Origin of the sequence: Psychrobacillus mangrovi, from assembly GCF_037104765.1 — a bacterium.
Lineage (GTDB): Bacteria > Bacillota > Bacilli > Bacillales_A > Planococcaceae > Psychrobacillus > Psychrobacillus mangrovi.
Map to the genome: position 1 here is coordinate 45,923 of NZ_JBAWSY010000017.1, position 25,861 is coordinate 71,783.

The 25,861-nt window shown below is 36.6% G+C and carries 29 protein-coding genes; 19 read left to right on the forward strand and 10 right to left on the reverse strand.

Features of this window, described 5'->3' with window-relative positions; translation table 11 throughout:
* Window positions 1-3 precede the first annotated feature (3 nt).
* Window positions 4-930: a ketopantoate reductase family protein gene (locus WAX74_RS16750; RefSeq protein ID WP_336498808.1), complete on the forward strand. Its 927-nt coding sequence runs from the start codon at window positions 4-6 to the stop codon at window positions 928-930.
* Between the two features lie 37 nt (window positions 931-967).
* Window positions 968-1,333: a histidine phosphatase family protein gene (locus WAX74_RS21060; protein WP_413788986.1), complete on the forward strand. Its 366-nt coding sequence runs from the start codon at window positions 968-970 to the stop codon at window positions 1,331-1,333.
* Here the strand turns inward: WAX74_RS21060 and WAX74_RS16755 are convergent.
* Window positions 1,282-1,902, reverse strand: a complete 621-nt coding sequence (locus tag WAX74_RS16755) for a flavin reductase family protein (protein ID WP_336498809.1) — start codon at window positions 1,900-1,902, stop codon at window positions 1,282-1,284. The genes WAX74_RS21060 and WAX74_RS16755 overlap by 52 nt on opposite strands.
* A 99-nt stretch (window positions 1,903-2,001) precedes the next feature.
* Here WAX74_RS16755 and WAX74_RS16760 point away from each other — a divergent pair, with 99 nt between their 5' ends.
* The gene (locus WAX74_RS16760; protein WP_336498810.1) at window positions 2,002-2,688 is read left to right on the forward strand and encodes an ArsR/SmtB family transcription factor; all 687 of its coding nucleotides are present in this window, start codon (window positions 2,002-2,004) and stop codon (window positions 2,686-2,688) included.
* A 72-nt stretch (window positions 2,689-2,760) separates the two neighbouring features.
* Here WAX74_RS16760 and WAX74_RS16765 read toward each other — a convergent pair whose 3' ends face one another.
* A complete protein-coding gene (locus WAX74_RS16765) occupies window positions 2,761-3,513 on the reverse strand; it encodes an SDR family NAD(P)-dependent oxidoreductase (protein ID WP_336498811.1) in 753 nt (250 codons plus the stop codon).
* A gap of 109 nt (window positions 3,514-3,622) precedes the next feature.
* Entirely contained in the window at window positions 3,623-5,284 is a 1,662-nt protein-coding gene (locus WAX74_RS16770; protein ID WP_336498812.1) for an FAD-binding dehydrogenase, read from the reverse strand.
* Window positions 5,285-5,414: 130 nt separating this feature from the next.
* Between WAX74_RS16770 and WAX74_RS16775 the strand changes: the two genes are divergently transcribed.
* The 3 genes from WAX74_RS16775 to WAX74_RS16785 all read left to right on the forward strand — a co-directional run bounded on the left by WAX74_RS16775 (window position 5,415) and on the right by WAX74_RS16785 (window position 8,781).
* Window positions 5,415-6,368, forward strand: a complete 954-nt coding sequence (locus WAX74_RS16775; RefSeq protein ID WP_336498813.1) for a TRM11 family SAM-dependent methyltransferase — start codon at window positions 5,415-5,417, stop codon at window positions 6,366-6,368.
* A gap of 26 nt (window positions 6,369-6,394) precedes the next feature.
* Window positions 6,395-7,039: a LytTR family DNA-binding domain-containing protein gene (locus WAX74_RS16780; RefSeq protein WP_336498814.1), complete on the forward strand. Its 645-nt coding sequence runs from the start codon at window positions 6,395-6,397 to the stop codon at window positions 7,037-7,039.
* A 227-nt stretch (window positions 7,040-7,266) separates the two neighbouring features.
* Window positions 7,267-8,781 carry an acetyl-CoA hydrolase/transferase family protein gene (locus WAX74_RS16785; protein WP_336498815.1) on the forward strand — a complete coding sequence of 505 codons (1,515 nt, stop codon included), beginning with the start codon at window positions 7,267-7,269 and terminating at the stop codon, window positions 8,779-8,781.
* A gap of 682 nt (window positions 8,782-9,463) precedes the next feature.
* Here the strand turns inward: WAX74_RS16785 and WAX74_RS16790 are convergent.
* The gene (locus WAX74_RS16790; RefSeq protein ID WP_336498835.1) at window positions 9,464-10,345 is read right to left on the reverse strand and encodes a YitT family protein; all 882 of its coding nucleotides are present in this window, start codon (window positions 10,343-10,345) and stop codon (window positions 9,464-9,466) included.
* Between the two features lie 174 nt (window positions 10,346-10,519).
* Here WAX74_RS16790 and WAX74_RS16795 point away from each other — a divergent pair, with 174 nt between their 5' ends.
* From WAX74_RS16795 to WAX74_RS16825, 7 genes are all read left to right on the forward strand, one after another.
* A complete protein-coding gene (locus tag WAX74_RS16795) occupies window positions 10,520-10,948 on the forward strand; it encodes an Rrf2 family transcriptional regulator (protein WP_336498816.1) in 429 nt (142 codons plus the stop codon).
* A 73-nt stretch (window positions 10,949-11,021) separates the two neighbouring features.
* Window positions 11,022-11,663 (forward strand): NAD(P)-dependent oxidoreductase, encoded by a 642-nt coding sequence (locus WAX74_RS16800; protein WP_336498817.1) that lies wholly within the window; start codon window positions 11,022-11,024, stop codon window positions 11,661-11,663.
* Window positions 11,664-11,667: 4 nt separating this feature from the next.
* Window positions 11,668-12,705: an LLM class flavin-dependent oxidoreductase gene (locus tag WAX74_RS16805; RefSeq protein ID WP_336498818.1), complete on the forward strand. Its 1,038-nt coding sequence runs from the start codon at window positions 11,668-11,670 to the stop codon at window positions 12,703-12,705.
* 203 nt (window positions 12,706-12,908) lie between these two features.
* Entirely contained in the window at window positions 12,909-14,429 is a 1,521-nt protein-coding gene (gene adh, locus WAX74_RS16810) for an aldehyde dehydrogenase (RefSeq protein WP_336498819.1), read from the forward strand.
* A gap of 20 nt (window positions 14,430-14,449) precedes the next feature.
* Window positions 14,450-14,806, forward strand: coding sequence for a DUF779 domain-containing protein (locus WAX74_RS16815; RefSeq protein ID WP_336498820.1), 357 nt, complete (start codon window positions 14,450-14,452; stop codon window positions 14,804-14,806).
* A gap of 115 nt (window positions 14,807-14,921) precedes the next feature.
* Window positions 14,922-15,653 carry an NADPH-dependent oxidoreductase gene (locus tag WAX74_RS16820; RefSeq protein ID WP_336498821.1) on the forward strand — a complete coding sequence of 244 codons (732 nt, stop codon included), beginning with the start codon at window positions 14,922-14,924 and terminating at the stop codon, window positions 15,651-15,653.
* Window positions 15,650-16,324: a DNA alkylation repair protein gene (locus WAX74_RS16825; RefSeq protein ID WP_336498822.1), complete on the forward strand. Its 675-nt coding sequence runs from the start codon at window positions 15,650-15,652 to the stop codon at window positions 16,322-16,324. The genes WAX74_RS16820 and WAX74_RS16825 overlap by 4 nt, the downstream gene beginning before the upstream one ends.
* 338 nt (window positions 16,325-16,662) lie before the next feature.
* Here WAX74_RS16825 and WAX74_RS16830 read toward each other — a convergent pair whose 3' ends face one another.
* The 4 genes from WAX74_RS16830 to WAX74_RS16845 form a co-directional block, all read right to left on the reverse strand.
* Window positions 16,663-17,745 carry a CAP domain-containing protein gene (locus WAX74_RS16830; RefSeq protein ID WP_336498823.1) on the reverse strand — a complete coding sequence of 361 codons (1,083 nt, stop codon included), beginning with the start codon at window positions 17,743-17,745 and terminating at the stop codon, window positions 16,663-16,665.
* Window positions 17,746-17,762: 17 nt separating this feature from the next.
* Window positions 17,763-18,299, reverse strand: coding sequence for a superoxide dismutase family protein (locus WAX74_RS16835; protein WP_336498824.1), 537 nt, complete (start codon window positions 18,297-18,299; stop codon window positions 17,763-17,765).
* A gap of 105 nt (window positions 18,300-18,404) precedes the next feature.
* Window positions 18,405-19,568: an MFS transporter gene (locus WAX74_RS16840; RefSeq protein ID WP_336498825.1), complete on the reverse strand. Its 1,164-nt coding sequence runs from the start codon at window positions 19,566-19,568 to the stop codon at window positions 18,405-18,407.
* Window positions 19,569-19,586: 18 nt separating this feature from the next.
* The gene (locus tag WAX74_RS16845) at window positions 19,587-19,982 is read right to left on the reverse strand and encodes a MarR family winged helix-turn-helix transcriptional regulator (RefSeq protein ID WP_336498826.1); all 396 of its coding nucleotides are present in this window, start codon (window positions 19,980-19,982) and stop codon (window positions 19,587-19,589) included.
* 155 nt (window positions 19,983-20,137) lie between these two features.
* Between WAX74_RS16845 and WAX74_RS16850 the strand changes: the two genes are divergently transcribed.
* The gene (locus tag WAX74_RS16850; RefSeq protein ID WP_336498836.1) at window positions 20,138-20,416 is read left to right on the forward strand and encodes a hypothetical protein; all 279 of its coding nucleotides are present in this window, start codon (window positions 20,138-20,140) and stop codon (window positions 20,414-20,416) included.
* A 33-nt stretch (window positions 20,417-20,449) separates the two neighbouring features.
* On the opposite strand, the gene WAX74_RS16855 is transcribed toward WAX74_RS16850, so the two are convergent.
* Window positions 20,450-20,848: a transporter gene (locus tag WAX74_RS16855; RefSeq protein ID WP_336498827.1), complete on the reverse strand. Its 399-nt coding sequence runs from the start codon at window positions 20,846-20,848 to the stop codon at window positions 20,450-20,452.
* A 64-nt stretch (window positions 20,849-20,912) separates the two neighbouring features.
* Entirely contained in the window at window positions 20,913-22,091 is a 1,179-nt protein-coding gene (locus WAX74_RS16860) for an alanyl-tRNA editing protein (protein WP_336498828.1), read from the reverse strand.
* Between the two features lie 185 nt (window positions 22,092-22,276).
* Between WAX74_RS16860 and WAX74_RS16865 the strand changes: the two genes are divergently transcribed.
* The 5 genes from WAX74_RS16865 (at window position 22,277) to WAX74_RS16885 (ending at window position 25,681) form a co-directional block, all read left to right on the forward strand.
* Window positions 22,277-22,720: an ASCH domain-containing protein gene (locus WAX74_RS16865; protein WP_336498829.1), complete on the forward strand. Its 444-nt coding sequence runs from the start codon at window positions 22,277-22,279 to the stop codon at window positions 22,718-22,720.
* A 12-nt stretch (window positions 22,721-22,732) separates the two neighbouring features.
* A complete protein-coding gene (locus WAX74_RS16870) occupies window positions 22,733-23,386 on the forward strand; it encodes a glyoxalase (protein WP_336498830.1) in 654 nt (217 codons plus the stop codon).
* Window positions 23,387-23,505: 119 nt separating this feature from the next.
* Entirely contained in the window at window positions 23,506-24,033 is a 528-nt protein-coding gene (locus WAX74_RS16875; protein ID WP_336498831.1) for a DUF4825 domain-containing protein, read from the forward strand.
* Window positions 24,034-24,047: 14 nt separating this feature from the next.
* A complete protein-coding gene (locus WAX74_RS16880) occupies window positions 24,048-25,061 on the forward strand; it encodes a serine hydrolase domain-containing protein (RefSeq protein ID WP_336498832.1) in 1,014 nt (337 codons plus the stop codon).
* 317 nt (window positions 25,062-25,378) lie between these two features.
* Window positions 25,379-25,681 carry a DUF6509 family protein gene (locus WAX74_RS16885; RefSeq protein ID WP_336498833.1) on the forward strand — a complete coding sequence of 101 codons (303 nt, stop codon included), beginning with the start codon at window positions 25,379-25,381 and terminating at the stop codon, window positions 25,679-25,681.
* Window positions 25,682-25,861: the final 180 nt, after the last annotated feature.

Consider the following 25,861-nt stretch of genomic DNA (forward strand, 5'->3'; position numbering starts at 1 on the left):
GCTATGACTACTATAAAAAATATCACGATTATAGGACTAGGGGCTATAGGTAGTGTATATGGCAATCTATTGCAGAGAGTAAGCGATTTAAATGTTCGTGTATTGGTGGATTCTGACAGAAAATCTCGTTACGAATCAGAAGGGATTTTTGTAAATGAGGAAAGAATTCCATTTGCTTATATTACCCCAAACGAAAAAACAGTTGAAGCAGACCTTATTATTATAGCTGTAAAGTATAGCCAATTACCAAGAGCTATAGAAGATATTCGCAATCAAGTAGGTGACAACACTATTATTATGTCCTTACTAAATGGAATAACGAGTGAGGAAGAAATAGCAGAGGTTTATGGGGACGATAAAATAGTCTACGCCATTAGTAATGGCATAGATGCGACGAGAGAAGGAACTTCTGTTTTCTGTTCTAATCCTGGGAAAATATCCTTTGGAAAGAAACGTAATGAAACTATTTCTGAAAAGTTAATAGCAATAAAAGAATGCTTTGACCGCGCACAAATTCCGAACGATATACCGGCAGATATGGAGCACGTGCTTTGGTACAAATTTATGATTAATGTGGGAATCAACCAAACTTCTGCAGTTACTAAAGCTAACTATGGAGTGTTTCAAAAGGTACCTTATGCAAGAGAGCTAGCGAAAGCAGCAATGATGGAAGTTGTTCAGCTGGCCCAATTGCAAAACATCGCATTAAAAGAAATGGATATCGATGTATTTTTCGATACGATTATTAGCTCCTTAAGTGAGGAAGGAAAGCCCTCGATGCTTCAAGATATAGAGGCTGAAAGATTTACGGAAGTGGCCATGTTTTCTGAGAAAATGATAGAACTTGGGCAGCGATTTAACATAGAAACCCCCGTTAACCAAATACTGTTTCAAACAATTAAAACATTAGAAAGTCGCTTTAATTATTGAGTTAGGTGCATGATGTTTACTCTCTACATAAATAGACGTGGCGAGACAGAGTGGAACATGCAGCAAAAGATGCAAAGCAGACAGGATTCTGAGTTATAATTCTGGGAATATTTTAGTTGTTACTCACTCCGTTGTTATAAAATGTTTACTATCTATTTTTAAAACATTTCCAATTGGAAAATTACTGAATCCACCTAATATTCAAGATACAAGCTTAACTGTAGTAGAAGTTCACGATAAGGGATATAACATTCTTTCAGAAGGGGATATCTCCCATAAGGAAGTTGTAAAATTAAAACCGATTTCCCTTTTAGAGAAATCGGTTTTTACATATACCATTATTGCGTATATTTATGTCTCAGAACGAAAGGTTTTCCCGAGTTCGTTGCCAAGCCCAAAATAATGACGGAAATTATAGATGAGAGGACTCCACTTATTTGGATCGATATGATTCTCTCCTATAATAATCTCATTATGGGCATGTATATGTATAGCTTGTGTCTCAACGATTGCAAAGTTAGGAGAATAATCAGGAATTCTTATGTTTCTCACACTTGCTTCTATTTGCAATGGACATTCTATAATTCGAGATGGTTTTACCGATACGGAATCTATAGGAGTTAACTCGCTAACGTTATATTTATCTTTAGCATAAGTAAAACCGTTCTCTTTTTTATTTTCCGGAACAGGATTTTTCCCAGTGAAAGGCGCTAATTTTTCAACGTTTTCCCATAATGAAGGATTAGGAACATTGATCACACATTCAGGATGTCGTTCTAAATTTTCAATCGCTTTACCGCCGAGACCAATTCCTAGAACAATACAATCCCCTAATACCCATGAGGATGAAATAGGACTGATATTTACTGTTTCATCCTCATTCCACGTAGTTAGTAAAATAACGGGAGTCCCGTAGTATAAAACTTTTGGTTTAATAATTTTTGTTTTCGGAATCATTATCATTTTTTTCATCTAAACTTTTCCCCCTATTTAAAAGTTCTTTCTCATTTAGTGTAGAATATAAATACATCGATAATCATCGAAGTATGGATTACATAGGAGGAAATTAAAGTGAATGCAAATCCTAATGTAGCAATGGTTGCTACTCTTGTGAGTGAAGCTTCACGGGCAGCGATCTTAACAGCACTATTAGATGGTAGATTTCATCCTGCAAGTGAATTAGCCTATATGGCTGGAGTCAAACCACAAACAGCGAGTTTTCATTTAAAAAAAATGGTCGATGCAAACGTGGTCGCTGTTGAAAAATATGGAAGACATCGATACTATGGAATTCAAAATCAGGAAGTTGCCCAAGTTATGGAATCATTGTTATCAATAACTCCTCCAATTAAAGTAAAGTCATTAAATCAAAATTTAGAGGATAAGGCAATACGTTCTGCAAGGACTTGTTACGATCATCTGGCAGGGGCCTTTGGTGTAGAGTTAACTAGTTCTTTAATTAGAGAAGGAATCCTTTATGAAGAAGAGAAATGTTTCGGTGTTACCGAAAAGGGAAAGGAATTCTTTGCAGCTTTTCAAATTGATCTGGAAGAAGTGAAGAATAAGCGGCGTTCATTTTCACACAAATGTCTAGATTGGAGTGAAAGACGTCACCATCTTGCTGGAGCATTAGGAAATGCTCTTTTAGAAAGACTATTAGAATTAAGTTGGATTGAACGTTTACCTAAAACTCGAGCGATAAAAGTAACTCCTAAAGGTAAAGAGGCACTAAAAGAAAGATTTTCAATTGATTTATAAATTTGACTAAGTTAATTTACAGCAGCCGATTCCTTATTGAAAAGGAATCGGCTGTTTGACATTTTGTTCTAATTATTTCGCTGTAACGCCACCATCAACAGGTAGTTCAATACCTGTGATGTATGAGGATGCATCAGAAGCTAAGAATAGTACAGCTTCTGCAACTTCTATTGATTGGCCAACGCGTGGCAGGGCGGTTTGGGACAAGAACCATTGACTCATTTTTTCGTCTTCCATATAAGCCTTACTCATTGGAGTGACAATAAAGCCAGGGTGCACAGAGTTTACACGGATATTATCTTTTCCATAGTCAACTGCACAAGCTTTTGTTAACATGCGTACTGCCCCTTTTGAAGAAGTGTAAGCACCAGCCCCTGAGCTACCTTTTAATCCAGCAATAGATGAGATATTTACAATAGAACCGCCTCCATTAGCGCGGAAATGTGGTAAACCTAATTTAGTACCTAAAAATATGCTCTTTACGTTAATATTCATAATTTGATCCCATTGTTCTATTGTTAGCTCCTCCATAGTAGGGCGTTGGCTAATTCCAGCATTGTTTACAAGGACATCTAATTTACCAAAAGTTTTAATCGTTTCCTCGTAAACTTTTCCCCAATCTTCCTCTGAAGTGACATTGTGCGCTAAAGCAATTGCTTCTCCGCCAGCTTCCTTAATTTCCGCTACTACTTCTTGTACAGCCGCTTCGTTAATATCAGTTGCAACAACTTTGGCACCTTCACTAGCGAATAACAATGCCTCTTCACGACCCATACCAGAACCAGCACCAGTAATAATTGCTACCTTTTCTTCTAATCTAGCCATTTGTACTACCTCCAGAAAGTATTTTAACGTTAAAATATCTAAATTACAGATTTATTATACAACCAAGTGGTAGCGTTTACAAATGAAAAGAAAAGTCAATTATTAGCAACTAATTACTATTAAGTTCTTTCGTTATTGCACGGCCAGTTTCTCTACCTGTAAAGATACAGCCACCTAAAAAAGTACCTTCCAGTGACCGATAGCCATGTACTCCTCCACCGCCAAAGCCAGTAACTTCACCTGCTGCATAAAGGCCAGGGACGGGATTTCCTGAAGCATTTAAAACTCGACCAGCTAAATCTGTTTGAAGACCACCAAGTGTTTTGCGTGTAACAATATTCAAACGAACAGCAATTAAAGGACCATTTTTCGGATCAAGAATTTTGTGAGGAGGAGCTACACGTATTAACTTATCTCCAATATAATTTCGAGCACCTCTAAGAGCTGTAATTTGAAGATCCTTCGTAAATTTATTTTCTATCTCTCGATCTCGTGCCTCTATTTGACTTTGAATTTTTTCTACGTTTAATAGATTACTTTTTGTAATTTTATTCATACCATTCACAAGGTCTGGTAAATTATTTGCAACTATGAAGTCTTCTCCTTTATCCATAAAAGCTTTTACTGGAGCAGTCGGGCCAGGTAGAACTCTTTTTAATACTTCTTTAACACTCTTTCCGGTTAGGTCTGGATTCTGTTCGGATCCAGAAAGTGCAAATTCTTTTTCTATGATCTTTTCCGTTAAGATAAACCAAGAATAATCAAATCCCGTTTTTTGAATAGCTTCTAATGTTCCAAGTGTATCGAAGCCAGGGAAGTTTGGTGCTGGGAAACGCTGACCCTTTGCATCTAGCCAAATAGAAGATGGTCCTGGAAGAATTCGAATTCCATGATCTTTCCAAATAGGATTCCAATTTTTGATGCCTTCCGTGTAATGCCACATTCTGTCTTTGTTTACAAGGCGTCCGCCGGCATTTTGAGAAATAGCGACCATTCGTCCATCCACATGTTCTGGTACACCCGAGATCATATTCTTAGGAGGCTTACCAAGTCGTGCCGGCCAGTTTTCCCGAACTAATTCATGGTTAGCACCTATTCCGCCACTCGTCACTATTACTGCGTGGGCAAAGTATTTGAAATCTCCAATTACTTCCCGAGAGCTTGCTTCCCCTCGGTTTACATTGCTTGGAATAAGTACAGATCCCAGTGCACCAACTACTCGCCCATTTTCTACCATTAGTTCATCAACTTGATGGCGAGGTTTATATTCAACAAGTCCTTTATTAATAGCAGACCGTACACGATTTTCAAAGGGTTTTACAATGCCAGGACCAGTTCCCCAAACAATATGGAATCTAGGGACTGAGTTACCGTGTCCTTCTGCAAGATATCCACCCCGTTCCGCCCATCCGACTACAGGAAAAAAACGAACTCCTTGTTTATGCAACCATTCTCTTTTTTCTCCTGCTGCAAAGCGAACATAAGCTTCTGCCCATTTCTTTGCCCAAAAGTCTTCATCGTCATCTCTATCAAACCCAGCGGTTCCCAGCCAGTCTTGCCAAGCCAATTCAACTGAATCTTTTATACCAAGTCTTCTTTGTTCTGGAGAATCCACTAAAAATAATCCGCCGAAAGACCACCAAGCCTGTCCCCCAAGTGAGTTTTCTGGTTCTTGATCTAGAAGTAAAACCTTTTTCCCAGCATCGGCCAGTTCCACCGTTGCAACTAAGCCAGCTAATCCTGCACCTATTACTATCACGTCAAATTTCATTTCCCATCCCCCGATTTTCAATAAAATTCTGAAACTTATTGTCATTATATTCCTTCTAGAAGTGAATAGCTATTCAGTTTCGGCAAAAAATTATGCATGGTATAATAGGAATTATATTGGAGGGAATAAATTGACGAACATTAGCCGACAACCGGCATTCATTTATACATATGCATATAATGATGCAGAACGCTCTCTATGTCATTTGGAGATGCGCTCTTTTTTTGGAATAGACACGGAGTTAAAAATATTGAAAAGCCATATAAAAATCGATCCCAATAGAAGTCCTTTTATGAAGGGAAGATTAGAGATATTAGCAGATGGTGATGGAGTAGAGGAAATTATTGCTCAAGCACCTGCTTTTGGAACTGAAGAAGAAACGAACAAAGTAATATTTTTAAAAATTAACGATCGCCAAGGAACAGATAAAATTGAGAATAAAGAACGTCTTCAAATTGAGCGTGCTATAGGCAGTGAAATGCAAGGTGATTTTGATCTACATAATCCCGATCAGTTATTTGCTATTGTTCCATTCGGTGGACGCTGGTATTTTGGTACGTATACAAAAAGCGAACCTATCTGGTTTCATCATATGAAAAAACCAAAAGAATATTCTACTGCTTTAAGCACTCGTGTTGCTAGGGCTGTTGCAAATATTGCAGTTCCACACCCAGAAGGAATTCGAGCAATCGATCCCTGCTGTGGAATCGGAACGGTTCTTGTAGAAGCACTATCCATGGGTATCGATATTGTCGGAAGAGATATAAACCCTCTTGTTTGTGTTGGTTCAAGGGAAAATATCGCATACTTTGGTTTAACCGGAGATGTGCAAAAAGGGGCAATTGAAGATATTACGGAAACCTATGATGTGGCTATTATTGATTTGCCATATAACTTATATACCCATGCATCATGGGATGAACAGTTTGAAATATTAAAGCATGCTAGAAGAATTGCAAAAAAGGTAGTCATCGTCACAATTGAATCAATGGATGAACGATTAAATTCGGTGGGCTTCCAAATAATCGACCGGTGTGTAACGAAGAAACAGCTGTTTTCTCGTGAAATAGTTGTCTGTCAGTAAAAAGTAATGAGAAAGGAGAGTATAGGATGAAAGACCTTTCTGTTAAGGCGCTTTTAGATGTAATTGGTGAGTTATTTTCGGATGAAATCTCTATTGCAGTTTCTAATACAGAGGAATATATCTATTATCGACCAAGCAAAAGAATCGATTTAAAAATTTCCCCAGGAGATCCGGTAAAAGAGGGAACAATTGCATATAAAGCTATGCATAGTAAGCAAAAGGCTTCGGAATTTATTGATAGGGAAGTTTTTGGGGTACCATATCATGGAATGGCAGTTCCTTATGAATTTAAAGGAGAACTGGAAGGGTGTGTTTTAGCGATTTACCCTGCTTTTACAGAAGGAAAATCAGTAATCACAATCAAAACGCCAGATGGCTGGGTTCCTATTCCATTTTCAGAGGTATTGTATTTAGAAGCGAGAGATCGTAAAACATATATTGTAACGAAGCATTTATCGGGAACGCATGCTAGTTCGCTACAAGACTTTGAATATAGGCTACCAAGAGAAATGTTTATTCGATGCCATCGATCGTATATTGTAAATGTTCATCATATAAAAGAAATTTATCCAGATACACATTCTACTTTCGTACTTGCGATGGATAATGAAGAAAAAATTTCAGTGAGTCAATCCTACTCAAGCTACTTTCGCAAGTTATTAGGATTCTAAACAGAAATGTTTGAATAAGGGGAAGTTACCCTATTATTCAAGCGTTTTTTTTGCTTTAAATACATTAAAAAGAAGAACGAATAAAAAGAAAATATAAATTATACTGTTTCGGTATAGTTATTTTCTGTTTCATTCATCTATTAATAAAACTTATCAAGTTTTTTCGAAATTGTGACAAATACACGATAAGATTTATTTAATGTACTTTTTCGAAGGAGATGAATTTTATGGAAAATAATCTTAAGCGAATTAAAGATAGTAGTTTACATAGTCTTGTAGTTGGAGCAGATGAAGCTGCCTCATGGATTCAAGACGGAATGACATTAGGTTTAAGCGGATTTACACGTGCGGGTGATGCGAAAGCGGTTCCATTTGCTTTAGTAGAAAGAGGAAAAAATGAAAAATTTAAAGTTAATATTTTTACAGGGGCATCGTTAGGCTCTGATTTAGATAAATTACTGTCCGAAGCAGGTATTATTAATAAGCGTTTACCATTCCAAGCAGATGCGACCATGCGAAAAAATATAAATGATGCGAATCATTTATTTGTAGATCAGCATTTATCACATACTGCAGAAATGATACGTTCAGGTGTATTACCTACAATTGACTTCGCTATTGTGGAAGCGGTTTCAATTACTGCGGATGGAATGATTATACCTACTACATCTGTTGGAAACTCATTAACATTTGTGTCACAGGCAAAAAATATAATTGTGGAAATTAACATGGAGCATTCCGAATTATTAGAAGGATTACACGATTTATACGAACCAGCAGAGCAAGGGAAAAGAAAGCCAATTCCTCTAACTAAAGTAGAGGATCGAATTGGAACAATTGGGATTCCTTTTGATATAGCAAAGGTTAAAGGAATTGTGTTCACGAACCATAAAGATTCACCTTCAGCTATTGTGCCACCAGATCAGGAGACGCAAGAAATGGCTAATCATTTAATGGACTTTTTGCGAGAAGAAGTAAAGGCAGGTCGACTTACAAATAAATTGGCACCACTCCAAGCTGGAATAGGCTCCGTTGCAAATGCCGTATTACACGGAATGATTGACTCTGAGTTTGAGGATCTGCAAGTCTATTCAGAAGTACTTCAAGACTCCGTTTTTGAACTAATGGATGCTGGAAAAGTGAATTTTGCGTCTGCTTGTTCGATTACACTGTCAGCAGAAAAAATGGAGCAAGTTTACGGAAATCTAGAAAATTATCGTGACCAACTTGTGATAAGACCACAGGAAATCACCAATCATCCTGAAATCATTCGTCGACTCGGATTGATAGCTATAAACACGGCGCTTGAATTTGATATTTACGGAAATGTCAACTCCACCCATGTTTCTGGAACTAAAATGATGAATGGCATTGGGGGCTCTGGAGATTTTGCTCGTAATTCACGTATAGCAATTTTTGTTACGAAATCTATTGCAAAAGGTGGCAATATCTCAAGTGTTGTTCCATTCGTCTCTCATGTCGATCATACAGAGCATGACGTGGATGTAGTAGTGACGGAGCAAGGCTATGCGGACCTTCGTGGATTAGCGCCTAGAGAACGTGCTGAGCTAATCATTGAAAATTGCGTGCATCCAATGTATAAAGAACAATTAAGGAATTATTATAAGGAAGCATTAACAAGAGGAGGACAAACTCCTCATGTGTTGGAAAAAGCATTTTCATTCCACACGAGCCTAGCGGAAAATGGAACAATGCTAGATAAAGTAAATTCTATTGCATAAGTTAAAAACCGATTCCAAGATAAACGGAATCGGTTTTTTTAATAGTATATAGAATGTGTTTCAGCAACTTGGAGAAGATAACACGGATGTGTGCTTGCCGCACGCTACGCATGAGCCTCCGCAGGATGAGTCGCTCTTGCGGCGTGTAATGCGCACATCCTGAAAACATCAGTTGATACAGTACCACTTTAATAAAATTAGTTAAACCAAGATTCGTAGAATCTGCATGCATATTTATTAGTGCAGTATCATTTCGCATCCTGGTTTAAAAATTACGGAGTCTATTATTAAAGAACGAAAGAGACTTTTCTACTTAGTAGTTGTCTAGATTTAGAAGCCGTTATATATTTTTATCAAGGATATATTAGAAAAAGTAATAAACTCTAATCTAAAGAGAAGTATGGATAGCTCCCGAAATTGCATCTTCGGGAGCTTACAAAAAATAGGATAGTATCTTTTCTCTATTTATCCCAAAAGCTAATATCTAGTTTCCAAAAGTTGCAGGAGGGCGAAAGTCAGACAAAGGCCACAGCATTACCGAAAAAAGAGAGGAGGGACGTGACACTAGTCACGACCCCCCTCTCCTAAAAACCAAACGGTAATGATGTAGCACAAAGGCGTCCACAGCACTCCGGAAATATTTGAAAACAGATATTAGATTTAAAGGGCGCTTGCGCTTTTCTTAGTGGATATCTCTTTTCTTAAATCTTCCACCGCGAACTTCAGCAATATTGCCTAGGGCAAGAAAAGCGTGATCATCAAACTCTTCTACAATAGATTTTAACTTGGCTTCTTCCAGTCGCGTAACAACAGTGAAAATAACTTTTTTATTGTCTCCTGTATATGCACCTTCTCCATGTAAATAGGTTACACCACGCCCTAAACGATCCATAATTGCGTCGCCAATATCCTCGATATGGTCACTGATGATATAGACAGATTTAGACTCATCTAATCCTTCAATTACAATATCAATCGTTTTAAATGCGATAAAATATGCCAGAAATGAGTACATTGCCTGTTCCCATGTAAATACAAAACCAGCAATTGCGAAAATGACTAAGTTAATAATCATAATGATTTCACCAACAGAAAATGGGGTCGCTTTATTAAATAAGATCGCTAGTATTTCCGATCCGTCTAAAGAACCTCCATTACGAATGACAAGGCCCACTCCCATGCCTAAAACAATTCCACCAAACACGGTAGAAAGTAATAAATCAGATGTAATAGCATCAATATTATGTAAATAAGAAGTACAAATGGATAAGACCGTAATACCAAATAACGTTGATAATGCGAAGGTTTTTCCTATTTGTTTATAACCTAGGAAAAAGAAAGGGATGTTCAAAATAAATATAAAAATACCTAAACGAACACCTGTAAGATGAGATAAGATGATGGATACCCCTACTACTCCTCCGTCTAAAATCTGGTTAGGGACTAAAAATAGTTCCAATCCAATGGACATTAATATTGCTCCAAGGGCAATCATAAATATTCGTGCAAACAAGACTTTTTTGGGGGTACTTTTATGCGGGACTTTAACTGGTCTAACGGTCATGTTTGCACTATTTGCTATGTCGCTCAATTTCAATCTCCTCTTTTCTGAAAATAGCTTATAATTTATTTTATAGAATATTTATGCATAGTGAAAGAGGAAATGGATATTAAAATCATATTTCTTGACAGTGACAAGTGATGTAATTATGATGGTTACATCGGAAGGTGAAAAGACATGAAAATAAGCAGTCGATTTACAGTGGCAGTTCACATACTATCTCTCATAAATTATGATCGTAATGTTATTTGTACTTCAGAGTGGATTGCAGAAAGTGTAAATACAAACCCAGTAGTAATTCGAAGAGTTATGGGTAAGCTAAAAAATGCAGGACTCATAGATATTCGTCGTGGGCTAGGTGGAGCAACCCTTCAAAAACCGTTACAGGAAATAACCTTATTAGATGTGTATCGAGCGGTAGATGTGGTAGATGAGGGAGAATTATTTCAAATGCATGAAAACCCGAATCCGAATTGTCCAGTAGGAGCTAATATTCAAGGTGTCCTCGAATTAATTCTTTTTCGTGCTCAAGATGCCATGGAAACGGTATTAAAAGAAGTTACAATGGAAGAACTAGTAAATGTTTTGAATCGAAAAATTGGATAGTTATTCAATTTTTTTGATATAGTTGTAACCGTTTTGGTTACAATAAAAAATAATATCTTTGGAGGGAATTTAAATGAAAATTGGTGTAATTGGAGCAACAGGAAAAGCAGGTAACTTAATTTATAAGGAGGCTGTTGACAGAGGGCATGAAGTAAGTGCAATTGTAAGAAACGCTTCTAAAATAGAAGATAAGAATACAACTGTATTAGAAAAGGATATTTTTGATTTAACAGGTGAAGACATGAAGCAATTTGATGTAGTAGTGAATGCAATTAGTGCTCCTCCTGGGCAAGAACATTTGCATGTGGAAGCAGGGAAGTCATTAATCAATGAATTAAAAAATGCACCTGAAACAAAATTAGTTGTTGTTGGTGGGGCAGGAAGCTTGTTTGTAGACGATGCTAAAACAATCAGATTAATGGATACACCTGAGTTCCCTAAAGAATTTCTTCCAACGGCCTCAAACCAAGGGAAAAACTTAGAAGACCTAAAAGCATCAGAAGCAATCCAATGGACATTTGTTAGCCCTGCTGCATTCTTTAATCCAGAGGGAAAAAGAACAGGTGCATACCAAAAGGGGAAAGATAATTTTATTGTAAATGCAAAAGGCGATAGCTACGTAAGTTATGCGGATTATGCTGTAGCTGTTGTAGATGAAATAGAAAATCCTCAGCATGTAAACGAACGTTTTACAGTTGTATCAGAAGCGGAGTAAGCCGATGGAGATTGGTATTTATACCTTTGGTGATCTCGGTCCAAATCCGCTCACTGGAGAAACAACAAGCATGTCACAGCGACTAAAAGAAATAATAGAACTTGGCAAAATGGCAGATGAAGCAGGGCTGGATATTTTCGGAGTAGGAGAACACCATCGACTAGATTACACGATATCTTCTCCTGCTGTTGTACTTTCAGCAATAGCCCAAGCAACGCAAAATATTAAGTTAACAAGTGCAACGTCTGTATTAAGTACTTTAGATCCGGTTCGTTTATTTGAAGACTTTGCAACTTTAGATCAAATCTCAAATGGGAGAGCGGAAATTATCGCTGGACGAGGGGCATTTATAGAGTCTTTTCCGCTTTTTGGATATGATTTAAAAGATTATGATGCTTTATTTGAAGAAAATATTAAATTACTTCAGCTATTAAATAAGGATGAAATAGTTACTTGGCAAGGGGAATTTCGGCCAAATCTAACAAATGCAATGATATCTCCTAGACCAATTCAAGAGAAACTTCCAATTTGGATAGGAGTTGGCGGTACCCCAGAAAGTGCAGTTCGAGCAGGCAGACTTGGAACTGGAATGGCTCTTGCTATCCTTGGCGGAGATCCACGACATTTTAAACCACTTGTAGATTTGTATATACAAGCTGGAATGGATGCAGGTCATGCACCTGAAAGTTTAGCTGTTGGAGTTACTGGCCACACGTATATTGCTAAAGATACGCAACAAGCTAAAGATGAATTTTATCCATATTACTCTAATTATTGGTCCTATGTAAATAAACAAAGAGGTATGGGTACAAGAATGTCTCGTGCTGATTTTGAACAAATGGCTAGTCCAGCAACTGCATTATTTGTAGGTAGTCCACAACAAATCATTGAAAAAATTCTTGTTCAACATGAGTTATTTGGCCACAAGCGTTTCATTGCACAGATGGATATTGGAGGCCAATCATTTAGTACGATAGCAAAAGGATTAGAACTTCTGGCTACAGAAGTTGCTCCAATAGTAAGAAGAGAGACAAATAAATAGATGTTAAAAAGACTTGAGTGCTCACTAATGCCTCAAGTCTATTTTTTTACCCCAGCGGTATAAATAATTGAAATATTTAATATTTTCTGCCAAAATGAATATGAAACTATTACTTATTAAATAGTTTTGAAAGCGCATACAAAAATTTGTGTCTGCATAATATGTTTAATGCGAGAACAATTATGAAGGGGAGGAATTACAGAATGGTTTATGCATTTCCGAATACAGAAGGCTCGAAGGTTTCATTTAAGGACAAGTATGAAAACTATATTTATGGCGAGTGGACACCTCCAGTAAAAGGACAATATTTTGAAAACGTTACACCTATAACAGGTAAAGTATTTACACAAGTTGCTCGTTCAACCTCAGAAGATATCGAGCTTGCTTTGGATGCAGCACACTCGGCAAAAGATGCATGGGGACAAACATCCGTAGCGGAGCGATCCAATATTTTAAATAAGATTGCAAATCGTATAGAAGAAAATTTAGAAATGCTTGCCGTTGCAGAAACTTGGGATAACGGGAAGGCAGTTCGAGAAACACTGAATGCAGATTTACCATTGGCAATTGATCATTTCCGTTATTTTGCAGGGGCTATCCGTGCTCAAGAAGGTGGATTAAGCCAAATTGACAACGATACGGTAGCATATCACTTCCATGAACCACTAGGAGTTGTGGGACAAATTATCCCTTGGAATTTTCCTTTATTAATGGCTGTTTGGAAGCTTGCTCCAGCACTTGCTGCGGGGAACTGTGTGGTGTTAAAGCCAGCAGAGCAAACACCTGCATCTATTTTAGTACTAATGGAACTGATTGGAGATTTATTACCACCTGGTGTCGTAAATATTGTAAATGGGTTTGGTTTAGAGGCTGGAAAACCTCTTGCATCCAGTCCACGTATAAGTAAAATAGCGTTTACCGGTGAAACAACAACGGGACGTTTAATTATGCAATATGCTTCTCAAAACTTAATCCCTGTGACATTAGAGCTTGGAGGGAAATCACCAAACATTTTCTTTGAAGATATTATGGATGAAGATGATGCATTTTTAGATAAAGCAGTAGAAGGGTTCGTTCTGTTTGCTCTAAACCAAGGGGAAGTATGTACATGTCCTTCTCGAGCACTTATTCAAGAATCTATTTATGATAAGTTCATGGAACGAGTACTTGCACGTGTGGAAGCAATTAAAACTGGGAATCCACTAGATCCATCCGTAATGATGGGGGCACAAGCTTCTACTGAGCAGATGGAAAAAATCTTATCTTATCTAGATATCGGAAAGCAAGAAGGAGCAGAGTGTCTAATAGGTGGAGAACGTAATACACTAGATGGAGAATTTGCGGAAGGATATTATATTAAACCGACTGTATTTAAAGGTACAAACAATATGCGCATTTTCCAAGAGGAAATCTTTGGACCTGTTGTGTCCGTTACAACGTTTAAAACAAAAGAAGAGGCTTTGGAAATTGCAAATGATACTTTATATGGATTAGGATCTGGTATTTGGACACGTGATATGAACACGGCTTACCGCTTCGGACGTGGTATTCAAGCAGGACGCGTTTGGACAAACTGCTATCACCAATATCCAGCACATGCTGCTTTCGGTGGTTATAAAATGTCTGGTATTGGACGAGAAAATCATTTAACAATGTTAAGTCACTACCAACAAACAAAGAATCTTCTTGTTAGCTACAATGAAAATAAACTAGGATTCTTCTGATGAAGAAAGGGTGGGTGTAGATGGTTGAGCGTGTAATCGCAACAGATGCTGCACTGGAACTCATTGATTTATTGAAAGGAAAGCATGGGCCCCTAATGTTCCATCAATCGGGAGGGTGTTGTGACGGTTCTTCACCGATGTGCTATCCAGATGGGGATCTTATAATTGGAGATCAGGATGTACTACTTGGTCATATTGGAGACATGCCATTTTATATGCACAAGAACCAGTTTGACTATTGGAAGCATACGCAATTAATCATTGATGTGGTAAATGGTCGAGGAGGAATGTTTTCACTTGAAGGGGTAGAAGGTAAACGCTTTTTGACAAGGTCTAGAGCATTTACTCCGGAAGAAAATAGTCAATTACAAGCTTAAATAAAAACGAGTTAGAAAATCTATTAATAGACTTTCTAATTCGTTTTTTTTGTTCTTTAAATGGATTAAGATATACTCTATATAAAGACTAAATAGTTGAAAGGGGTTATCACCATTGGTAGAAAAACTGTTACGTAGTCATGCATCCGTACGAAAATATAGAGAGTATACACTTTCGAAAGAAGAGGTAATGGAGCTAATCGAAACTGCTCAACATGCAGCTAGTTCTCATTTTGTTCAAGCGTATAGTGTTATATGGATAACAGATGAAGTGAAAAAAGAAGCCCTAGGTAGCTTATCTCGCAATCCACAGCAATTTGAAACTGCAGGAGCGGCATTTTTATTATGTGCTGATTTCAATAGACTTCAGGCAGCAGGCAAGTTACATGATAAGGAAATTGTAATAGACACGACAGAAAATGTCCTTGTAGGAACAGTTGATGTAGCATTATTCGCTCAAAATCTTGTCATTGCAGCAGAATCAAAAGGATATGGGATTTGCTACATTGGGGGAGTACGCAACGAACCAGCAGAAATCAGTCGTTTATTTGAATTACCAGAAGGAGTATTTCCTTTATTTGCAATCACTATAGGATTGCCTGATCAACATAATGAGGTTAAACCTCGCCTTCCAGTAGCAGCTATCCTTCATGAAAATGCATATGATAGTGAAAAATATGAAACGCTTCTAAAGGAATATGATCAGACAATGGAGGATTATTATGCTAGTAGAGGCTCCAATCAAAAGATTGCGAATTGGACAAATTCCATGGCAGAATTCCTTGAAAATCCTAGACGTTCCCATATGGCACAATTTCTTGCAAGTAAGGGATTTCATTTAAAATGAAAAAGAAATGGACAACAGAGCTAGTTAAGTGTTATATGGAGCCTCATCGAAATGAAGAAAATGCTTTACCGATGGCAAAATATATGAAAAATCATTTCCCATTCTTGGGTATTAAAACACCGGAGCGTCGAATAATATTCCGCAGTCTAATTAATGAAACAGAGCTTCCGTCAGAAGAGTCATTACAGGATGAAGTATGGTCTCTTTTTTTGCAAGACGAGCGTGAATATCACTATATAGCGATTGAATTATTAGGCAAATATCAAAAGAAGCTAACTTTAAAGGATTTATCTTTTTGCCAAAAATTAATAGAAAATAAGTCATGGTGGGATAGTGTGGATTCTATTACCCCTAATATCGTTGGAGGAATCGTGAAGACCAATAGGAGTGAGGGAGAGGCTGTGATGATGGAGTGGGCTAAGTCCTCTAATATGTGGACAAATCGTGCTTCTATATTGCATCAGTTAAAATACAAGATTGATACAAATGAAGCTCTATTGTTTGCTACGATTGAGCGACATAGTGATTCCAAAGAATTTTTTATTCAAAAAGCAATAGGTTGGGTTTTAAGAGAATATGCCAAAACAAACTCGGGATCAGTCCTTCAGTTTGTTGAAAATACAAAACTTGCTCCTTTAAGTAAACGCGAAGCACTGAAACACTTTAAATAAACAAATTGAAAAGTATCACCATATCTCTCAGGAGTGGGTAGATTACCGAAAAAAGAGGAGCGTGAAGTGACTCAGTCACTTCACGCTCCTCAGATAGTAGACAAAAGGTAGTTGGCTAATTGTTCTCGTTCATTATTTTCTATTAACTCAAGATTATTCTTCCTGAGAATATGAATAATAATAAGGTAGCATTTAATTGGTTTGGAGAAGCTTACCGCTCGCCCGCGGAAAGCGAGCGGTAAGCTTCGGAAAACCTGATCTATCCTATATAAAAATAAATTCAAGTTTGTCTTCACGCTCTGATAATGTAATATTTTTGTACTGACTTCTTCGCTACTTTATTTCGAAAAGAAGTTTTCCGTATAATACGGGGTTTCTTCTTCATTAAATGCTGTGCCAACCCCTAAGTTTTCAAAATCTGCACTTAAAATATTTTTACGATGCCCCATAGAATTCATTAGTCCTTCATGTGCAAATATACTACTAGATTGGCCATAAGCCAAGTTTTCTCCTGCGTAAGAAAACAGTAAACCATCATCTTCGAGTCGATCAAAAGGAGATTTTCCTTTGAGGTTTTCGTGACTAAAATAATTATGGATGGCCATATCTTCACTATGTTTTCGAGCAGTTTCACTAACTGCTTCATCATAAGTAAGAATAGAGAGACCTCGAATGACGCGTGCTGAATTTGTTAAGTCGAAAAGCTGAAACTCAAACCCTTTTTTTAGATCCTCGGAAGGCTCACCAAATGTCGATTGATGATCTTTCTCAACAGATTTAGCTACTATTTGTAAAGCAGTAATCGTATTATTTTCATGTAGATCATAAAATATCGTTATATAATTTCCATCTATTAAGTATAAATCATATTCCCCGGTAGTTGGTAGGATATAGACGACATTGCCTTTTTTCAGTTTTGTGAGAGGTTCGCCTAGCACAGAATGAACCTCATCTCTCGAACTGTCCATTTTCAGCCCTAAAAAAGAAGACTGTGAGGGTTGATTTGTAAACATAGCGTTTGCTACGTTATTCATATCATAAGAAACCATCATGAAATTTTGATAATTTTCATGGTACGTATGCCAAACTAAATTATACTCATTTAAGCTAACTCTTTTAGCAGCACCATGGATTTTCTCAATTTCACTTTTTTTCATACCAATTGTTATTTTATCTAGTTCTATCCCATTTCCTGCAGAAGGTACTTGTTCAGAAGAAATTGTAGTGGCCGGTTCCTCTTTTAATTCCTCCCAATATGCTTTTGCTTCATTTAAATATTGACCGACCTCTAAAGATTCTATCCAATTATCTACGGGTGTTAAAAAGGATAAATCTACATATTCGGAAGCATACTCTTCCCATAATGGTCTAGAGAAGAAAATGGCTAAAACTAATAGTAAAAACCAACCTACTTTTCTCATCACATTCACCGCCTTACTTACTTACTAATTTCACCACAAATTATACGTTTTCCTGAATTGCCGGATGGATCTGTCTTATAATCATCCGCATTTTCATGGATAATAATAGAACTACCATCTGCATCTAATAGTGAATTACTTTTCCCTGCAGATAATACAACAGCGGGTGAAACTGTTTCTAACTCTACTTTACCATCTTCGTCAATTTCGATGTTAGGTAAATCGCCTGCATGATATCCTTTTGGGTTTTGAAAGCCATGCTCTTTATGTTCTGGGTTAACATGTGCTCCTGCAGTAGTAAACTCTGGTTTTTCACAGATAGCCTTTTCGTGAAAATGAATCGCCTTTGTTCCTGGAGTTAATCCTTCCGCTTCTAAAAGGATATGGACGCCTTTTGGATTATCAGAAAGTGTTGCTTTACCTACTTCTTTTCCTTCTGAGTTCAGTAATGAAACCTGTACGGATTCATTTAAGTTTGCATCCGCTGAGGAAAAGTTACATCCTCCTAATAAGATTGTTACGACCATTAAATAATAAATGTATTGTATTTTCAACTAATGTCCCTCCCAAATAATATTCCATTCAAGTCTTACCAAATTCAGGATAAATATACATACATGAATGTTAAATTTGGAAAAGAAAACCGTTTAGCATTTCAGCTAAACGGTCATTTTCTTTTGTCTAAATACAAATATAATTAGAGCTATTATAAGAAAAATAGTTGAAAATAAATATAAATTTTGATACCCAAGTTGGGTTGCGATGATTCCCAGAATATAAGAACCTATTGCTAATCCTGTATCAAATAAAGTAAAAAATGTAGCAGTTGCATAGCCGCTTCTCTCATGCTTAGTCGATTGGATTGCAAGCGTTTGGAAGCTTGGCACTACCGCTCCGTATCCTAGGCCAACAAATGCACCGGATAGTAAGAATAGAAAAGGAGAATCCATATAAGCAAGTAAAACAAGTCCTAAGATAAATGAGAGTATACCTGGGATAACAATATATTTTGGTCCTTTTTCGTCGAAAATCCGTCCGGTAAACGGTCTCGTTACAAGCATTGCTATGGCAAAAACGGCAAAAAAGCTACTTGTTAAATGGAGCACTCCTTTTTCTTGCGAGTAAATAGATAAATAAGACAACACACTTGCGTAAGAAAAAGCGATTAAACTTGCCATCAATGCAACTGGTAAGGCTTTTTTCTCAAATAGGTCATTCCAAGTAAATTTAGTCTTTGGAAGTGGTATAGCAGGTTTCTTATCTTCAGGTATCATTAAAGCAGTGATTGCTCCAACTACTAAAACAGCAGTTAATGAAAGAAATAAAATATTGTAAGAAAAATACTGAATTAGCGTTAATGCGATAAAAGGACCAACAACAACTGCTAAGTTAGTAGACATTGTAAAATAACCTAATCCAGCACCACGTCTTGAAATCGGGATATTATCTGCAGCCATCGATCCACTTGCAGTCGTTGCGATACTGAAGAAAATACCTTGAACAAATCGCAATACTAATAATGCCTCAAAAGGTTCAATAAAGTAGTAAAGCCCAGTACATATTAAATATAATAACAACGTTGTCCAAAGCATTTTTCGCTTTCCGACTATATCTAGAATTTTACCAGAGAAAGGTCTAACTAAAATTGCAGAAATTAAAAAAATGGTCATTAATAAACCAGCGTCTTCATCTGAACGAGATAATACATCTGTTGCATATAGAGGAAGCGTAGATACTAATCCATAAAAAATAATAAAGATAGAAAAGTTTGTAGTGAACAAACTGATAAATGGTTTTGTCCATATAGGATCTTTCTTTTCCAAAACAGATATGCTCCTTGTTTATATAATTTTTTGTAGGAGCTGGTGTAATAAAGATTGTTCTTGAGGCGTGAGATTGGTGACAACTCTTTCTTCAAACTCTACCATTGAAGCTTGAATTTCCGGGAAATCTTCTAGAGCTTTTGCCGACAATTTCACGATTTTCTCTCGACGATCTTTTCCGGGATGAATATCTATCCAACCAAGCTCAACTAAGCGGTAAACTGTACGAGTAATCGTAGGAGCCTCCACGTTTAAATACTTCCAAATTTGTGTTAAAGACATTTCCCCATGTTTCTTAATGCAGTAGAGAACTGACCATTGTGATGCATATAAATTATGTTTTTTTAATGTATAATTTATCTCATTCGTTAAAAAACGAGATTTTTGAAAAAGCTCATGAATAGCTAAATTCATTATATGGAAGCTCCTTATACGATTGTTTTTTATTTATTTACCTAGTTAAATATTTTACTTCTCTGTTCGATATTTGTAAAGAAATAAATTCAATGTATGCTTCAAGGAACTTTACATCAAACTACTAAGAAATATGATTGAGAGGAGTTATAATGATGACCGAGTTTCCTATTATTCACACAAACGTCTGGGATTCAATTTGGGCAGTACCAGTTATTATTATAGTAACAGAAATAGTGAAAAAGGTTTTACCCATTAAACCTCAATATGTATCCTCTATTGCAACCATAATTGGATTACTCATTTCTATATTCATTAGTCATCCAAATAATTTGTCGGCAGGGATTTTTATGGGTATTTTTTATAGTGCTGCAGCAATTGGTGCGTACTCATCATTAAAAACATCTTTTCGTGCTTATCGAAATCGCTCATAAAAAAAGCGTACTAATAAATAGTACGCTTGGTTCTTAGAAGCATTGGAATGAAGCGATTCTGTTTAAATCTGTTCCATAATATGTCCATCTACGACCGGTCCATCTCCAGCCAGCAACTGAATTTCTACCAACAAAAGTTGGGAAGAACCAGAAAGAACGTCCGTTATTTAGCCAGACAAAAGTATTGCGGAATAAGCAACCACGAATAGCACCTGGATCTACTGCAAATGCGCTTACACTCTGTCTTTGAGGAACGAAGGATGGAGGGGGACTTGTGGGCGCTCCTCCTTGCTGTTGCTGACCAGATGGAAATCCTGGTGGAAATGAAGGACCCTGCCCTGGAAATTGCCCCGGAAATTGCCCTGGAAACTGTCCTGGAAACTGTCCTGGAAACTGTCCTCTACCTGGTTGGAATTCTGGGAATTGATTCACTAATAAATCCTCCTTTCACTATATATTCAACATAGTATATGTGAGGAGGATTAATATGGAACGGTTATAAGGAATGGATATTAGTTAGTGCCTTTTCTAGTAATTGCTCACTGGAGAGAATTTTTTCTCCTCCACCTTGGGCAATTGTTTCATTTCCTCCCCCTTTACCATTAATTAAAGGTAAGATAGATTCCATTAGTTGTTTCATACTTTGTTCCACAGCTTTCCCTTTAGCGGCAACTAATTGTAAGAGGTCTTCATTTTCCGATATTAAAATACAAATAGACTCCTCCGATTCGGAAGTAACTAATTTTGCTAATTTTTGAAGCTCTTGAATTGTTCGGTCTTGGAAAGTGGATGCAATGTTACGACCTTGTTTGTTTTGGATAAGTTCTTTAGCTTCATATTGTAAAAGCGTTTCTTTTAAATATGCCATTTGTTTATCGAACGATTTTCCGTTATCCAGTAATGCCTTTACAGCATCTTCAAGTTTTTCTTCAGGTGAGCTTAAGCTTTGTATCAAGTTAGAGACTATTGATTGTTTACGGTGTAAATGCGATATTACTCTATTACCACAAACAAACTCTACCCGAATCATTCGTTTTTGTTTTTCAGTTTGAAGAATTTTAATCAGGCCTACTTGTCCTGTATACCTTGGGTGTGTACCACCACATGCATTGTCATCAAAATCTGGAATAAGAACAAGCCGTATATCTTCTTTAACTTTTGTAGCTTTTCGCAGTTTATAGTCCTTTAAATCCTCTTCCGTAACCCACCTTGTCTCAATCGTCCGGTTCTCCAAAATAATTTGATTTGCGAGATCCTCAACTTGTTGTAACTGTTCCCCCGAAACTTCACTCGTATCTATATCAATTGTGGAGCTATCCTTGCCTAAATGAAAGCTTACAGTTTTCAAGCCAAACAAGTTATCAAAAGCAGCTGACAATATATGCTGTCCACTATGCTGTTGCATATGGTCAAAACGTCTTTTCCAGTCGATTGCCCCTTCAACATACCCTACATCAGAAGGAAGATTTGTTGCTAAGTAATGTCTAATCTCTCCTTCTATTGTTTCTATATTTGTAACAGAAATATTATTTAATGTGCCTGTATCATGTGGTTGCCCACCACCAGTAGGATAAAACGCAGTTTCCGAAAGGACAACATAATCCTGCTCTTGCTTAATAACTTTTGCGGAAAATGTTTGTATGTATGGATCTTCATAATAAAGTTTAATCGTCATGTTATTCACTCCATTATTTAAAATATATCATGCTAAAGAGGAGACCGCATTTTATATACGGACTCAGGACCAATTTTCGTAATATTCTTCTCACCAGAATATCATAAGCTAATTTGCATTAGTAATTATTGTCATTTTTCCCTATACTGAAACTATATATTGATAATAGAATTGAGGAAATAATTATGAATGTAGCTGCACAACTTTATTGGGATACATTTTGGAAAGGGAAAAAGGAGCCTAGTTCTGTTAGTGCATGGCAATTTGGAGGAAGCCCAGATGAGTTAGCACAGCTAGTTATAAATGGGGTTAAAACTGCAACTTGTTCAGGGCATATTTTTTATGAATTAGAACAAGAACCTCTACCAAAAGTGGATGACTACAGTGTTGTATTAAATAGCCAAGATGAGCCAGTCTGTATTATTCGAACTTCTGAAGTGACGATTTTGCCTATGAACAAGGTATCTGCGGAATTTGCATATGCTGAAGGAGAAGGAGATCGTTCATACAATCACTGGAAAAATGTACATATTAAGTTTTTTACGGATGCATTAAAGGGAGTAAATTTAGAGTTCTCCGAAGATATGTTGCTCGTTTGCGAGCGTTTTGAGTTAATAAATGTAAACTAGTGGGGTGAGAAAATGTTCAAAGCTGTCATGTTTTATACAAACCATTTAAAAAAACTGAAAGGTTTCTATGGCAATGTTTTAGGACTTCCAATTTTGGAGGCAAGCAGTTCCTATTTTACAGTATCTATTGGTAAATCCACGCTAACTTTTTGTGAATCAGAGCAACCAACCTTATACCATTTTGCTATTAATATTCCAGGTAACCAGTTTAAGCTAGCTAAACAGTGGGCATTAGAAAGAGTTACATTAAACAGAGAAGATGCAGTAGATGAAATTTACTACACACGTTTTAATGCAGATGCATTCTACTTTGAAGATCCGGCTGGGAATGTAATTGAATTCATTGCAAGACGCAGTGTGGACAAATGGAGCGACTTTAGTGTGGAATCGCTTTTAAATTTTAGTGAAGTAAGCATCACTACCCCTTTTGTACAAGAAGTAGGAGAACAACTCCAAGATATCGGTATTCCGATTTCAGGTCATGTAGAAATTGAACCAGATGAACTAAATTTTCTTGGAAGTAAAGATACATTTATTTTGTTAGTCCCACCTAATAGGAGATGGTATTTTTCTAAAAAAATGAGCGAAACTTCTCCGTTAGAAATTGAACTCAATGATGGTCAGCGAATAATTGTAACGAATCAGGGAAAGGCACAAATAAAATAGAGAAAGCGGCAGAAGTAGTTTCTCTAGGAAGCTTCAACGCCGTATTAGTTCTTTGATAGGTCTATTTCCAAGAATGGTGTTGGTGTTCTTATAAATAGCTTAAGCACGGAGGGAAATAAATGCAAAGAAATATTTGGTTAATCGTCATAATATCTATGCTTTTATTAATAGGTGTAGTTTATGTATTAAATAATAATCAAAAAAAAGTAATAGAGGATAAAACAAGTCAGCTAAGTGTAGCTACTCACTCATTTGAGAAAGTGTTAGCTTATGAAAATGACTACATGGGAGACTCATCTAATACAAGTAATCTATTCAATAACTTGCCAATAGCAAATGATAAGAAAAGTATAGAAATGGATTCAAAGAAATTAATATTAGTTGTAAACTATGATTTTGCTAGCAATGAAGAGACAGAAAAAGCTGTAATTTATAACACAACAGCAGCTTTTGTGTTAATTAAAAATGTGGAAGAAATCCACCTACAATTCTCAAATCAAAAATATATAGTTAAGAGAGGTAACGTGAAAGAATGGTTTGGGAGCGACTTATCTGAATTAATTAATCCTGAAGTTTTTAAGAAATTAGTACAAAAACCATTGTTGGAGACAGATAGCAGTGACTGGCTGAATCTCTATACAAAATAAGGGGTATAAACTTAATGAAAAGTTTGATGACCAGAATTGAAAATATTAAAAGAGAAATTGATTTTTCAGGGTCTGTTTGTGTTAAAAATAGTGATACAGTACTTGCAGAATCTATTACTGGCTATGCTAATCGTGCAGACTCTATAAAAAATGTAAAAGGTACACGTTTCGGTATCGCATCTGGTTGTAAAATTTTCACTGCCGTTGCTATATGTCAGCTTGTACAGAAAGAAAAGCTAACTTTTGATACGAAGCTATCGGAATGCTTAGATATCTCTTTTCCAAATTTTGACGAAAATATAACAATTCATCAGCTATTAACCCATACATCGGGTATTCCTGATTATTTTGATGAAGAAGTTATGGATGATTTTGAAGAATTATGGATAGAGAGACCGATGTATCATATGCGTAGCTTGAAGGATTTCTTACCTTTATTTCAAAATGAAAAAATGAAAGCCAATCCGGGTGAGGGATTTCACTATAATAATGCGGGGTACATCCTATTAGGGTTAATTATTGAAAAAGCAAGCGGACAAGTATTTGGCGATTATGTACAACAACATGTTTTTGATAAAGCAGGAATGGTCGATTCAGGTTATTTTGCTTTAGATTCTCTTCCTGGAAAAGTAGCAACTGGGTATATAGATTACGAGGATGGTACATGGAAAACAAATGTGTATTCATTACCAGTTCAGGGAGGTTCGGATGGAGGAGCATTCGTAACTGCTGAGGACATGGTGAAATTTTGGGATGCTCTTTTGAGTAATGAGTTATTAAGTGAATCGGTAACCAATCAATTACTTTTTCCGCATGTACTTGAAGATGGAAGTGACTTTTATGGTTATGGAGTATGGATTGCTAAAAAAGAGGGAAATATTTTTAAGTATCATGTAATGGGTTATGACCCAGGCGTTAGCTTCCATTCTGCTTATTATCCAAAATCCGGCATTACATTAGCAATATGTGCAAATATCTCTAAAGGTGCATTTAAAGTTATGAATGAAATAGAAGATGAACTGATATGAAAATCAAAAAATCCTGCTAATGGAATGCAGGATTTTTTAACTCTTTTTCCGTTCTTCTCTTTGTTTTCGCAAAAGCTTATAGGCGAGAAAAAGCATGGTGACTCCTAGTACCAATGAAAGAATGGAGTAAAGGATACTATTAATGCCTTTTCCGAATATTAGTAAAAGAAGATATAGTGGGACAATAATATATATAATCTTTTCAGCGTTAAGTTTCATTTTTTTCTCCCCTTTATATGTTTTATATTTACATTATAACAACAAAATAGTTAGGGCATTATTTTCTAACGAAAAAGTGATAAAATGATTTAACGGAGGTGGAAGTTTTGGACATTACATCCTATGAGGTTGAAAAAATAAAAGATCCTACAGGAATCATTGTGGGAGATCGTTATGAATTTTTACTAGGTATTGAAGTACCTGAAGATGATGAATTATTTGAGGAAGGCGATTCCTTAGATATACGAGTTATTTTAGCGGTGGAAGAAGCGGTGGAACGAATAGTGCAATATCACATTTTAGATCGAAGCAATGGTAAAGTGTTGGATTTCGGTTTAGAAGACGAGGAAGAGGCACTGGTTTTAAACTTTTGTAAAGAGCATTATAACGAGGCTATATAAAAAGAATCCTAGAGAAGGGAGTACCTTCTCTTTTTTTATGTGTGCCAGGCATGGCAACTATCTAGGTGGTGAAAGTCCACTGTGGGGGTACACATCGACCAACCACTAAGGAAGCGCAAGGTACTTATCGTGAGGTAAGGGCTAGAGGAAGCGTGGAATAAAATCTTGGCTCGACGAACA

Coding starts and splice junctions, on each gene's coding strand:
- WAX74_RS16750 (WP_336498808.1), top strand. CDS start 4: ATGACTACTATAAAAAATATCACGATTATAGGACTAGGGGCTATAGGT.
- WAX74_RS16755 (WP_336498809.1), bottom strand. CDS start 1,902: ATGAAAAAAATGATAATGATTCCGAAAACAAAAATTATTAAACCAAAA.
- WAX74_RS16765 (WP_336498811.1), bottom strand. CDS start 3,513: ATGGCTAGATTAGAAGAAAAGGTAGCAATTATTACTGGTGCTGGTTCT.
- WAX74_RS16770 (WP_336498812.1), bottom strand. CDS start 5,284: ATGAAATTTGACGTGATAGTAATAGGTGCAGGATTAGCTGGCTTAGTT.
- WAX74_RS16780 (WP_336498814.1), top strand. CDS start 6,395: ATGAAAGACCTTTCTGTTAAGGCGCTTTTAGATGTAATTGGTGAGTTA.
- WAX74_RS16785 (WP_336498815.1), top strand. CDS start 7,267: ATGGAAAATAATCTTAAGCGAATTAAAGATAGTAGTTTACATAGTCTT.
- WAX74_RS16790 (WP_336498835.1), bottom strand. CDS start 10,345: ATGACCGTTAGACCAGTTAAAGTCCCGCATAAAAGTACCCCCAAAAAA.
- WAX74_RS16795 (WP_336498816.1), top strand. CDS start 10,520: ATGAAAATAAGCAGTCGATTTACAGTGGCAGTTCACATACTATCTCTC.
- WAX74_RS16800 (WP_336498817.1), top strand. CDS start 11,022: ATGAAAATTGGTGTAATTGGAGCAACAGGAAAAGCAGGTAACTTAATT.
- WAX74_RS16805 (WP_336498818.1), top strand. CDS start 11,668: ATGGAGATTGGTATTTATACCTTTGGTGATCTCGGTCCAAATCCGCTC.
- adh (WP_336498819.1), top strand. CDS start 12,909: ATGGTTTATGCATTTCCGAATACAGAAGGCTCGAAGGTTTCATTTAAG.
- WAX74_RS16815 (WP_336498820.1), top strand. CDS start 14,450: ATGGTTGAGCGTGTAATCGCAACAGATGCTGCACTGGAACTCATTGAT.
- WAX74_RS16825 (WP_336498822.1), top strand. CDS start 15,650: ATGAAAAAGAAATGGACAACAGAGCTAGTTAAGTGTTATATGGAGCCT.
- WAX74_RS16830 (WP_336498823.1), bottom strand. CDS start 17,745: ATGAGAAAAGTAGGTTGGTTTTTACTATTAGTTTTAGCCATTTTCTTC.
- WAX74_RS16845 (WP_336498826.1), bottom strand. CDS start 19,982: ATGAATTTAGCTATTCATGAGCTTTTTCAAAAATCTCGTTTTTTAACG.
- WAX74_RS16850 (WP_336498836.1), top strand. CDS start 20,138: ATGACCGAGTTTCCTATTATTCACACAAACGTCTGGGATTCAATTTGG.
- WAX74_RS16860 (WP_336498828.1), bottom strand. CDS start 22,091: ATGACGATTAAACTTTATTATGAAGATCCATACATACAAACATTTTCC.
- WAX74_RS16865 (WP_336498829.1), top strand. CDS start 22,277: ATGAATGTAGCTGCACAACTTTATTGGGATACATTTTGGAAAGGGAAA.
- WAX74_RS16870 (WP_336498830.1), top strand. CDS start 22,733: ATGTTCAAAGCTGTCATGTTTTATACAAACCATTTAAAAAAACTGAAA.
- WAX74_RS16875 (WP_336498831.1), top strand. CDS start 23,506: ATGCAAAGAAATATTTGGTTAATCGTCATAATATCTATGCTTTTATTA.
- WAX74_RS16880 (WP_336498832.1), top strand. CDS start 24,048: ATGAAAAGTTTGATGACCAGAATTGAAAATATTAAAAGAGAAATTGAT.